At 64.7% G+C, this 11,441-nt stretch carries 12 protein-coding genes; 5 read left to right on the top strand and 7 right to left on the bottom strand.

Features of this window, described 5'->3' with window-relative positions:
- Positions 1–879 (bottom strand): IS66 family transposase (locus tag KGQ91_RS08635; protein WP_224420085.1); only part of this gene is annotated, 879 nt, incomplete at its 3' end.
- A gap of 94 nt (positions 880–973) precedes the next feature.
- On the opposite strand from KGQ91_RS08635, the gene KGQ91_RS08640 reads away from it, so the two are divergent.
- The gene (locus KGQ91_RS08640; protein WP_224420780.1) at positions 974–2,248 is read left to right on the top strand and encodes a sodium:solute symporter family protein; all 1,275 of its coding nucleotides are present in this window, start codon (positions 974–976) and stop codon (positions 2,246–2,248) included.
- A gap of 266 nt (positions 2,249–2,514) precedes the next feature.
- Here the strand turns inward: KGQ91_RS08640 and KGQ91_RS08645 are convergent, their stop codons facing one another.
- The 6 genes from KGQ91_RS08645 to KGQ91_RS08670 form a co-directional block, all read right to left on the bottom strand.
- A complete protein-coding gene (locus tag KGQ91_RS08645) occupies positions 2,515–3,813 on the bottom strand; it encodes an MFS transporter (protein ID WP_163647702.1) in 1,299 nt (432 codons plus the stop codon).
- A 352-nt stretch (positions 3,814–4,165) separates the two neighbouring features.
- The gene (locus KGQ91_RS08650; RefSeq protein WP_163647701.1) at positions 4,166–4,393 is read right to left on the bottom strand and encodes a DUF3820 family protein; all 228 of its coding nucleotides are present in this window, start codon (positions 4,391–4,393) and stop codon (positions 4,166–4,168) included.
- Positions 4,390–5,631, bottom strand: coding sequence for a GGDEF domain-containing protein (locus tag KGQ91_RS08655; RefSeq protein ID WP_205596187.1), 1,242 nt, complete (start codon positions 5,629–5,631; stop codon positions 4,390–4,392). Before KGQ91_RS08655 ends, KGQ91_RS08650 begins: the two co-directional genes overlap by 4 nt.
- Positions 5,632–5,865: 234 nt before the next feature.
- Positions 5,866–6,807, bottom strand: coding sequence for an ornithine cyclodeaminase family protein (locus KGQ91_RS08660; protein WP_224415461.1), 942 nt, complete (start codon positions 6,805–6,807; stop codon positions 5,866–5,868).
- Positions 6,808–7,101: 294 nt separating this feature from the next.
- Positions 7,102–7,713: a hypothetical protein gene (locus tag KGQ91_RS08665; protein WP_224415460.1), complete on the bottom strand. Its 612-nt coding sequence runs from the start codon at positions 7,711–7,713 to the stop codon at positions 7,102–7,104.
- Between the two features lie 221 nt (positions 7,714–7,934).
- The gene (locus KGQ91_RS08670; RefSeq protein WP_224415459.1) at positions 7,935–8,591 is read right to left on the bottom strand and encodes a 5'-methylthioadenosine/S-adenosylhomocysteine nucleosidase; all 657 of its coding nucleotides are present in this window, start codon (positions 8,589–8,591) and stop codon (positions 7,935–7,937) included.
- A gap of 208 nt (positions 8,592–8,799) precedes the next feature.
- Between KGQ91_RS08670 and KGQ91_RS08675 the strand changes: the two genes are divergently transcribed.
- The 4 genes from KGQ91_RS08675 to KGQ91_RS08690 all read left to right on the top strand — a co-directional run.
- Positions 8,800–9,144, top strand: coding sequence for a DUF427 domain-containing protein (locus KGQ91_RS08675; RefSeq protein ID WP_224415458.1), 345 nt, complete (start codon positions 8,800–8,802; stop codon positions 9,142–9,144).
- Between the two features lie 253 nt (positions 9,145–9,397).
- Positions 9,398–9,772, top strand: coding sequence for an ATP-binding protein (locus KGQ91_RS08680; RefSeq protein ID WP_224420781.1), 375 nt, complete (start codon positions 9,398–9,400; stop codon positions 9,770–9,772).
- Between the two features lie 79 nt (positions 9,773–9,851).
- Positions 9,852–11,213 (top strand): IS1380 family transposase, encoded by a 1,362-nt coding sequence (locus tag KGQ91_RS08685; RefSeq protein WP_035409900.1) that lies wholly within the window; start codon positions 9,852–9,854, stop codon positions 11,211–11,213.
- Positions 11,207–11,441 (top strand): hypothetical protein (locus KGQ91_RS08690; protein WP_205596304.1); only part of this gene is annotated, 235 nt, incomplete at its 3' end. The genes KGQ91_RS08685 and KGQ91_RS08690, both read left to right, overlap by 7 nt.

The raw sequence follows: 11,441 nt of genomic DNA on the forward strand, positions 1-11,441 counted from the left end.
GCAATCCGCGTAGCGGTAGTAAGGCTTCCAGTGATCATGCACCAGCACCCCCTGGACATAGGGCAGGATGCCGATGGCATCCATGGCCTCCTGACCTCGCTTGGCGTGAGGCGCCAAGTAGGTCAGGGCGTCATTCGAGGCGCTGTGCAGCCAGTAGCGCTTGCCGCCGACCTGCATCCCGGTCTCGTCGGCATGCACGGTCGCGGCTTGCCTCAGCGCCGGGATCGCCCACTCGGCAAACGCCTCGGCGCGCTGATAGGCCTCTTGATTGAAGGCGAACAGCGTGCCGGTGCTCAGCGATAGATCGCACTGTGAGGCCAGCAGCGCCTGGATGCGGGCATAGGGCAGCAACTGATACTGCGAGAGATAGACGACATGCGCCTTGAGACGTGGGCCATACTGGATCGGGCGGGTCACGCCGTCGGGAAACGGCGCCACATGGCGCCGCCCGAGATCGTCCTCCAGCACCTCGGCGCGATACTCGGTGACGACGGCCTGGATCACGATGTCTTGCACCTGGCGCGTTTCGATGCCGACCGAGCGATAGGTGCGCCCTTTGGGCAAGGTGCGGCGATCGACGCGCAACGACACGATCTCGTCGGGATCGGTGACCGGCGCCAGCGTCTTGCCTTCGTGACCCGGTTGCCCGCCAGGGCGACGCTCGCCCTTGGCCCGGGAACGGCGTTGGCGGTTGGGGTCTTGTGACGGCGGCTTGCTGCTGTTGCGGCTGCTGGTGGCCAGTCGGTCGGCCATCAGCTTGACCAGCAGCATCAGCACGTCGATGGCAGCACGCAAGGAAGGCGAGACCGTGTGGTCTTCCTTGAGCTGCTGCCGGACCCGTTCCAGGGCCTCGTCGACGTTGATATCGCTGATGGTCATGTCACCGCATAGACGTGCCGAAGGATCAGGCACACTATGCCAAAAAAATCAGGTGGTTGGCGACATGCCATCCGCAGCCACCTGAATAGTTACGGTGTGGCTAACTTACACCGGTTTCATCCTCTACTCGGGCTCGCCGGGCGTAGTGCTGACCGACACGGTGATGTTCGTCATCTTCTCACTGGCCGCACTGGGCGGGTCGCTTTATATCATCAACGACCTGGGCGGCTGGCACGGTGTCCTCGAAGGTTTGATGAGCCAGTCCGACAAGCCCGGCATCGCGCTCTGGCACGGCGTGGTCCGGGGCAGCGATGCCAGCTTCGCCTCGCCGGGTGAATCGCTGACCTGGGGGCTGACGCTGGGGCTGGTATGGGCCGCCGTGCTGGCAGCGAGCCCCTGGCAGGCCAGCCGCTACCTGATGGCGCGCAACGAGCACGTGGTGATGCGTTCGGCGATGTTCACCGCCGTGGCACTGGCGGTCTTCTACGCGCTGATGATGATGACCGGGGCCGCCATCAACCTCTACAAGCCCGACCTGGATGCCGAGCATGCTATGGTCTGGTCGGCACTCAACGTCCTGCCCACCTGGTTGGGTATCGTGATCCTGACCGGGGTCTTCGCCGCCGGTCTGTCGTCCTGCTCGACCTTCCTGTCGATCATCGGCTTCAGCCTCTCCAACGATATCCTGCCGCCGTCGCGTGACGAGAAGACCGCCATGCGCACCAGCCGGCTCGCGGTACTGGCGGCTGGCCTGATCGCCCTGGTACTGGCGCTGTTCCAGCCGCCGGCGGTGATGGCCGTGGTGTGGTTCGCGGCGACCCTGTTTGCCTCGTCCTGGGGGCCGGTGGCGTTGATGAGCATCTGGAGCCGCCGGATCACCGCCGCCGGTGCGGCCTGGGGCCTGGTGGTCGGCTTCGTCGGCAACCTGCTGCTCTCGCTGGCCGATCAGGCCGGATGGATCTCGCTGCCGGTTTATCTGCACCCGGTGGTGATCAGCACCGTGGCGGCCCTTGTGGCTATTCTCGTGGCCTCGCGGATGACCCGGGTCAGCCAGTCGGAACGCGACTACCTGGCCTTCCTGCACCAGGACGACGAGAGCCTGGAGGCCGGCTGGATGACCGGCTCGCGGTGGGTGGCGGTGTGCACCATGCTGTCGGGCATCGGCATCGGGGTGTTCCTGTGGAACCAGTATGCCGAGACGCTGGCCGGTCTGGCCGGTCGCTTTGCAATCCCCGATAGTTCGGTGTGGGGGGCCTATGCCCTGGCGGTAGGCTGCGGCGGCATGCTGTTCATCGCCGGCGCTGCAGGCTACTGGGTGGTCCGCGCCCGAAAGCCGGCCATGACTGCCGCGCGCTCCATGGAACCCTGAGCTCGTGCGCCGGCCCCGCTGATCCGGCGGGGCCGCCGCGTGACCTGGATCATCGCCGCTTTTCCATGCCAGAACGGCCCGAGCAGATCGCTCGGGCCGTTCTGGTTGGTTGCAAGGAAGCGTGCGACCCGTCGGTCGATTTCGCCCTGCGGGAAGCCATCGTGGCCGGGACGGTTATGGCATGTGGCGGGAAGGCCGTTTTCAACGTTCCTCCGGCCTCCAGCTGCCACCCCTGGACGATGAGGCCGGGGAGTCGAGCGCTTGCCTCATGAGCCTGAACTGGCGGCCGGCTTTTCCGCCTCATCCTCTGCCGGTTCTTCCAGCGGCTCGCCCTCGTCGTTCTGCAGCTGGTTGTCGTAGGCGGCCTGAAGGCCGGTGGCCTCCTCGGGCTCCTCTTCGTCTTGCTGTTCGATGTGGCCCGGGTAGAAGGGCGAGAGGATGGCCACCAGGATGCCGAGCGCGGCGAACATGGAAAAGGCATCGGCGTAACCGAAGATATTCACCAGCCCGCCGACGGCCGGCGAGCCGGTGGCCTGCCCGAGTGAGACCGCCATGAAGGGCAGCACCGGCCCGGCCGACAGCCGACCCGGCAACAGGCGAATGCCGGTCATCAGATAGAGTCCCGTCAGACTCATGTAGGCCAGGCCGAAGACCAGCGCGGAGAACGCCGCCAGCAGCGGCTGACTCGGGCTGGCCGCAAGCAGGGACAGGCTCGCCGCCAGCATCATCAGCATCAGGGCATGGGTGATGGGCGGGTTGTTGCGATCGGCCAGGTCGGCGACCACGGCGCCGCCCAGGCCGGCGATGCCCACCGCCAGCCAGAGCCAACCGGTGTCGCCGGGCGCCAGGTTGCCGAGGTTGACCGCCAGGTCGGGCGCGAAGATCCAGTACGCGGAGGAAACGAAGCCCATCACGAAGGCAAACAGGGACAGCCGGCACAGACGCGACCAGGGCAGTTCCTTGAACGGGGCCGGTGGGGCGGCATTGGCGGGCACGATCCGCGAGACCGAGGGCAGGAACAGCCAGGCACCCATCACGCCGATGGCGGCGCAGACGGCGAAGGAGAGATAGGCGATGCGCCAGGCGCCGACCATGAACAGCACCGTGGGCACGGCAACGATCACGCCGATGCTGGTCCCCGCGTTCATCACCGAGCTGACGCGGCCGTGCATCGAGCGCTTCACCATGGCCTGCATGGCCGCCGTGAGGGCCGGCATCATCAGGCCGGTGCAGATCCCGCACGCGAATACCCCGGCGCCCAGCAGCAGGGCGTTGGGCGCCTGGCTGATCAGCCCCAGGCCGCCGACCCCGAACGCTCCGGACAGCACTGCCGCGTTGCGGGCCCCCAGATAATCGGTGGCGAGGGGGGCGACCGCCGTGGCCAGCAGGAAGCTGATGAGCGGCAGGGCGCCGATGATGCCGATGACGTAGGGGGAGAGATCCAGCGCGGTGCGCATCTGGGGCACGAACAAGCCGAAGGCGAAGCGTGCGAGGCCGTAGCTGATGGCGATCAGCATGGCACCGAAGATCGCGAACTGGGTACTCGACAGCGTGGGAGCTCTCATGGCGCCTCCACCCGGCAGGCGGCGATGATGCCGGCCCGTCCCGGGTCCGGGCGGGGTGCCCGTGATGTGATGACTGCCCGTGGACGGGCACACTCCATGTCCGTGGTAATCGCCATGCGGTCCTCGCCTGACAGGGTACGGGGGTGTCGACGCTGGCCTGCCGGGGCATTGCTGGAGCGGGCTGTCGATCCAGCGGGATAATGAGCCCGGGGCCGCACCGCGAGGTGCCGTCGATGTGGGTCCATGGCGATGTTCCTGCACGCCGTAGACTGGACTCGATGAAGCCTAGGAGTTACCTCGGCCCCCTTCAAGCCGGCTGTCGATATGGGCGCAGGGCGTTATGTTTTCGGCTTCATTTTCTCGGCCGAGCCCGCCGCCGCAGCGGCTCGAGCAGGCCGCTCAGGCCGTTGTGGTCGATCTCGTGCATCAGCTCGAGCAACTGGCCGATCTCGCCGCGCGGGAAGCCTTCCCGGGCAAACCAGTTGAGGTAGGGGCCGGGCAGGTCGGCGATCAGCCGCCCCTCGTACTTGCCGAAGGGCATGCGGCGGGTGACCAGTTTCTCGAGATCCTCGGGCTTCATGGCAGGCGGCTCTCCGCCGGACTCGTCTCGACCCGGTTCCTTCCGCCGTGCTTGCCGGCGTACAGGGCCTGGTCCGCCTGCCTGATCAGAGCGGGCAGGTCGCTGGCCGCGTCGAGCTCTCCGGCGATACCGATGGTGACGGTCAGGCGGTGTTCGGTCATTGCCTCCGTCACCGGGAGCTCGGCGACGGCTTTCTTCAGGCGTTCCGCCACTCTTCGCGCCTCTTCCAGCGGCGTGTTCGGCAGGGCCACGATGAACTCCTCGCCCCCGAAACGCCCGATCACATCCCCGGCTCTGAGGGATTGCATGCAGGTTTTTGCAATCGCGGTCAGCACACGGTCCCCCTGACTGTGCCCCCAGGTGTCGTTGATGGCCTTGAAATGGTCCACGTCGATCATGAAAAGGCTGAAGGGGGTGTTGTCATGCTGCGCTTGCAGCAGCAGCTCCTGCGCTCGCTGCATGAAGTGAATCCGGCTGGCCAGCCCCGTCAGCGCATCCCGCTCGGCGACCATGCGCAGCTGTTTTTCCAGCGACTTTCGGTGAGCGATTTCCTCGCTCAGCTGGTGGTTCTGGATACGCTCTTCCTGCAGCAGCGCGAACTGCTTGCGTTGCAGCTTTTCCAGGCGAAGCAGGGCGAAGAAACCCACGGCGTTGGCCATGACCAGCAACAGCAGCAGGCGCAGTGCCACCACGGCGGAAATATCGGCCGCCATCACCGCCGCGACGAGGAAGCCCACGCTCAGGTAGAGGCTGGCGATCGCCACCACGGGAAGCAGGTTGGGGATCAGCAGGTAGAAGGCCATGATGGCCACCACCAAGGAAGTGACCTGGGTGGAGAGGCTGTCGGGGCGCAAGGGAATGATTAGGATGATCCCCGTGGCCAGTATCCACAGCGGCAGGGCGTGCAGCCATGTCTGGCGGGAATAGCCGCCTCGCTGTCCGATCACGAAGGCCAGGGCCAGGCACGCGATCACCACCAGGGCCCGCATGCCGAGCAGCAGATAAAGCTCCGTGCTCAAGCCGATATAGTAATAATCGGAAATGGCAAACATGCCGAAGATCAGGGCGGCCACGCTCAGCGTCAGGCAGGATTCCGCGCGAATTCTGGGCTCGCTATCCCGGCGATACATCGCTTCCTTGCCGGGGTCGTGGAACTGACCGGTCAACCAGTGCAACGGGTATTCTTTCACGGGTGGCGACAACGGCCATTGTCCCCCATCCTGCACACTCTGCGCCATGTTGTGTCTCGCTCTGGTCCGGCATCGTCAAGGCCGCCGGGTAACGGGCCGAAATATCCCGGTCGCTTGCTGCTTCTTTCCCGTAATGGGGTGTCAGTCGTGTGCCCTTGCCGGCCTCAGCCAGTATCCCGCGACCGCTCCCCCCCAAGCCCTTCAACAAGGTAAACCAGTCCCTGATGCCTGTAATGCCCCTATAGACCAACGCGCTAGTCGGCCTCGGGTCGCAATATCCGCCTACTGGACTCGATCGGCCATGGTCCGGGCGATGTAGCTGGCGATCATGGTGTCCAGATGCGCGCCGCCGCCGTTCTTGTAGACGGTGATCTCCGAGTCGGCCCGGCGGCCGACGCTGCCCTTGACCAGGTCGTAGAGATCGCCCTGCACGTCGTCGGCGGTAATCACCCCCGCGGCGATCGGGATCATCAGCTCACCGATATGCCCGATCGTGGTCTCGCGGCTGTCGACGAAGAGCGAGCCCCGGGTGAGCAGCTCATCATCGGCCTCGCGCATGTCCGCCTTGTAGGCCCCGATGAGGTCGACATGGGTGCCCGGCCGCAGCCAGGCCCCCTCGAGGACCGGCGTGCGGGCCATGGTCGCGGTCGAGACGATGTCGGCCTGCGCCGCGGCCCGGGGCAGGTCGTCGACCGCCGCGACCTCGACCGTCATGCCCTGCATCTCTTCCGCCAGTCGCTGCGCCTGTTCCGGCTTGCGGGCCCAGACGGCGATGCGCTCCAGCGCCGGGAAGCCGGCGGCATAGGCCCGGACCAGGCTGCGCGCCAGCGTGCCTGCGCCGACGATGAGCAGCTGCCGGCTGTCCGGCCGGGCCAGAAGCCGGGCGCCCAGCACGGAGTCCCCGGCAGTCTTGAACTCGGTCACCAGCCGGCTGTCGATCACCGCGGCCAGGCAGCCGTGCTCGGGCTCGAAGACCAGCATCGCCCCCTGGACCGTGGCGAGGCCGTGAGCCGGGTTGTCGTCGAAGACGGTCACCGCCTTCACCCCGTAGCCCGTGCCGGCGATATAGGCGGCGCGGTCGAGCAGGGCGCCCGCCGGCGGGCCGAGGACCAGGTCGCCGACCTCGGCCCTGGCCATCTCGTGGCCGGAACGCAGCGCCTCGATGGCCCCGGCCCATGACAGGTGGTCGATGGCCGCTTCGTAATCGATGACGTTCAGGCTCATGTGGTGCCTCTTTGTAGCGCGTCAGAATGGCGTTAACTGCCCACCATACACGCTAAGCGCTTCATCCATGATCACCGGGAGTCCAACGCTGGCGACCGTCGCCCTCCCCATCGCTCCGTGGTGGTCGTGGGAGGACGGGCCGGGCACCCCTCGCCGCCGGAACGGCGATGCCAGGCCAGGGGGAAGACTGATGAGAGAGTGATGCGCGTTGCCGCTGACGATGAGGGCTCGACTCGCCGGGAAGGGGGTATTGCGCGCGGAAGCGGCCGGGCTTCAGGGCCCGGCCGCGGGGTGTCACGCCTTGTGGTGGCGGCAGGTCACCATCGGGTTGAACGGCTCGAGGTTGCCGTTGGGGTTGTGGCGAAACCACAGGTGCTGATCGTAGTGGGCCTCGAAGTGATGAGCCTCCTCGGTGGGGGTGGCCGGGTCATCGACCATGTACTCCCAGTTGCGCCCGGCCAGGACCGGCGGCGCGCTGTGTCCCGCGCTTTCCCAGGCCTTGCGGAACACCAGATTCTCGACCCCGACCAGCACCAGGGAGCCGTCTTCCTGGGGTTCGTAGAGCAGGATGGCGGGGTTCATGAAGTCGGTATGGGTGCCGGTGCCGTCGACCCGCGGGGCGGTGACCGTGATGCCGAGCAGGTCGGGACGCAGGTAGTGGATGCCCATGGCCCCCAGCTCGGCGGGAGCGCCATGAGCCTCGGCCGTTACGCATTCACCGGAAGGGTCCGGCACGTAGCCCGCCGTCAGGGCCGCGTTGACATCCTCGAAGCGCCGCGTGGCGGCGCGCACCGACTCGATCAACGCCGTCGCCTCCGCGTTCTGGCCCGGGGGCGGGCTCGCCGCTACCAGTGGGGCCGCCGTCAGACCCGCCAGGATCACACCACCCCACATGACTGCACGCATGGGATTCTCCTCCCGGCATCGCCGGGCCGGCCGCATCGGGCAGACGCCCGCCAGCGTTATTCGCCGAGCTCCCTTGCGGCCAGAAAGAGGTGGCTCGGCACGCGTCATCCATCCCTCTCATTATAGGCGTGCCGCCGCCCTGACGGGGCTCTGGTGGTGCCGCGAGCCGAGAAACGCAAGAAGGCTCGCGAGTGCCGGTGGCGCCGGGCGTCCGCCCTCCATCAGGACGTTATCAGTCCCTGGCCGAGCGCCTCACTCAGCCGATCCACGGCGGCGGCCAGCTTCTCGTCGATGATGTGGAGATAGGCCGTCCAGTCGTCGACGTGATTGAGCTCCACCTTGCCGTCCGAGATGCCGCGCAGCACGACGAGCGGCACGCCGAAGCGGGTGCAAGCGCGCAGGCAGGCGTAGCTCTCCATGTCCACCATGTCGGCGGCGATGGCGGCATAGGCCGCGCCCGAGACGATGTTGGCGCCGGTCGAGAGCGTGGCCTCGCGAATCCCGGGAATACGCAGCGGCAGGGGCAGGGTGGCCGGCAGATCGAGGAAGGGCGTGACGCCCTTCTCGAAACCCAGCGGCGAGGCGTCCATGTCGCGGTAGGCCACCGAGGTCGCCTGATAGACCTCGGTCTGCTCGAGATCCCGGCTGCCCGCCGAGCCCAGCGACACCACTAGGTCCGGCCGTTGCCCGCGCGCTGAAAGCTCCGCCAGCGCCGCGGTGAGTTCCACCGCCGCCTCGACCGGTCCCACGCCGATCATCACGGGCGTGAACCGCTCCCGCAGATGCGGGCCGTATTCGGCATCCGCCGCCATCACGAACAGCACGGAGCGGCGGCCCAAGTTCGTCAGCGGTGCCGGTGTGCGTTGCGTTTTACTCATCCAGAGATTCGTCCTCAGCTCGTGAAAGTCTCAATCATGGCGGGGAGGGGCGTTGGCGCCAAGCGCGCGGTGGCTCGGCGGATGCCGAGCGGATCATTCTTGAAAGATCGACCTAGATCAAAAGCCGAAGTGAAATTGTCTCCAGGCGGTGACATTATGTATCCCTAATTCTAGGCTGAGGAACCAGCCTACCAGCAAGGGACTGACGATGGCCGATCACACCGCCGAACCCCGCATTACCCTGCATCCGCATACCCGCCGGGTTCGCATTTTCGACGGCGACATGCTGATTGCCGATACCTGCCAGGCCATCGAACTGCGCGAGCGGGGTTATCCACCGAGACACTATCTGCCGCGTGCGGATGTGAATATATCGAAATTCTCGATTTCCTCTACCGTTACCCACTGCCCGTTCAAGGGCGATACCACCTATTACTCGCTGCCTGATATCGCCGATGTGGCCTGGAGCTATGAACGGCCGATCGATGAGATGACGGCGATTGCTGGGCGGTTGGCTTTCGATGCGGAAAAGGTGACGGAGCTTGTGGAGTGACGTCCGCTATCGACCCAAAGCAGCATGCTGGAAAAGGCTGCCTGCACGTTCATCGTGTTATGCAGCCGGTAATATGATTGGTGTTATGCAGCCAAGCTATACTTAATATGTCGATTTTTCAGTATGTTATGGGGGAAGCAGTACGGAGTATAACATTGTTAAACGCGCTTGCGCGTTCAAGTTAATAAACGAGCGCGCTGTCTAATACCTGTTAAACGAAAACGAGAAATCAAATAAGGGGAAAGTTATGCCCTTGAGCAAAGAAGTAAGAAGATTGGCAGGAAAATGGCAGAGGGGGGATTTTCCGAAGCATCTCGAATGGATTGAGATCAATGGTATAAGAGGTTGGGCTGGTCAGCGAGTTGATTTTAATTTTCCAGTAGTCGCTATTTGTGGCGAGAACGGATCGGGAAAAAGCACGATTATCCAGACCGCTGCGAGTATTTACGAGTCCTCATCTGATGAATCCCACTTCGCTTCTAACTTCTTCCCAGATACCGCTTGGGATTCTCTCTCAGGAATTACCTTAAAGGCATCCATAAAAGAAGGTCAAAACTCAACAGAGGTTTCTCTTCGAAAGCCTACTACAAGGTGGAGAGGTAATGAGAACAGGAACCTGAATCCGTGAGACCGGCCCCCAGGAATGCTTCTAACCTACTGAACTGCATGGCAATATAGCGAATATCGCCATTCACCCAGATAGTGCCATGCCCAACGTCAAGTTCCGCGCCAGTCGCCGCACCCTCACCAGCCACGCCGGGCTGTCCATCATCGGGCAATGCTTCGAGATCGCTGGCGTCGACAGCATCGACAGCCGCTTCCCCACCACGCTGGGCATGCGCACCAGTGACGTGATCAAGAGCTACCTGGGCCTGCTGTGTCTGGGCATGAGCGACTATGACGCTGTCGAGAACTTCCGCCGCGACAAGCCCTTCCAACAACTGCTGACCCTGCAGAAGGTGCCGAGCGCGGCGACGCTGCGACAGCGGCTGGAGAAACTTGCCGCCAACGACCTGCAGGCGCGCACCGCCACCTGGTCCACGACCCTGCTGTCACTGATCGAAGCACCGATCACCGCCGAGACGACGCACGTCTGCCTGGACATCGACACCTTCGTCATGGACAACAGCAACTCGAAGAAGGAAGGCGTCTCGCGGACCTACCAGAAGGTCGATGGCTACACCCCGATCGCCGCCTATCTGGGCAACGAAGGGTGGTGCCTGGGTCTGGAACTGCGGCCTGGCAAGCAGCACACCATGAAGGAGAGCAACGCCTTCCTGGAGCGGGTACTGCCTCGCGCCCAAGGCCTGACCAAGCAACCGATCCTGTTACGCGAGGACAGCGGCTTCGACAGCCAGGCGCACCTGGCGCTTCTCGAACAGCAACGCCAGGTCTTTGCCGACGAGGGGCGCCGGCTCGACTATGTCGTCAAATGGAACCCGCGCGGCTCGGCCACGGCGGATCAGGATACCTGGTTGGCTGTGGCGGCGGACTACTGGGAAGAGCTGCGTCCTGGCAAGCGCCAGGCGCTGTGGCCGCAGACCGTCTCGATCCACGACGACAACAAGACCGAATACGTCGTCCAACGCGTGATGCGCCTGGTAGAGCGCACCGCCGATCGCGATGGCCAGTTGCTGCTCGAACCGGACTATGAGTTGGAAGGCTGGTGGACCAGCCTGGACGAGGCGCCGGAGGCGGTGATCAAACGCTACCAGGCGCATGCCACCCACGAGCAATTCCACAGTGAGATCAAGACCGATCTCGACCTGGAGCGGCTGCCGTCGGGCAAGTTCGCCACCAACGATCTGATCCTGCACCTCGCCCAGCTGGCCTACAACATCCTGCGGCTGATGGGGCAGCTGGGCATGACCGGCGAGCTGAGCCCGGTGCGCCATCCCGCCAAGCGGCGCCGGATCCGCACCGTGCTACAAGAACTGGTGCATCGTGCGGCGCTCGTGATTCACAAGGCGCGGCAGATCATCCTCGACTTCGGGCAGGACATCGGACGCATGACGGTGTTGAACACCTTGCGAAGCCGCCTGCGCTATCCCCGAGGCACGCCATGCTGATCGTCTGTCGGACAAAGGCACCACGCAGAGGGCTGACGGTCACCGGCAGCCAGCATCACCGTACCCGGCGGGTAGCAATGCATGAGCAAACGGGTCATCGTCGCCGGCCGATGCCGCTATGGTTGGCCATGGCAGAGATGCATTCGGCGGTTGAGACGGAATCGGAGGTCAAAAAATGCTCGCTGACGGCGATAGGGAAAGTGTCGACGCCGGCATCACGGATTCAGG

This window comes from Modicisalibacter tunisiensis, from assembly GCF_020148005.1.
GTDB lineage: Bacteria > Pseudomonadota > Gammaproteobacteria > Pseudomonadales > Halomonadaceae > Modicisalibacter > Modicisalibacter tunisiensis.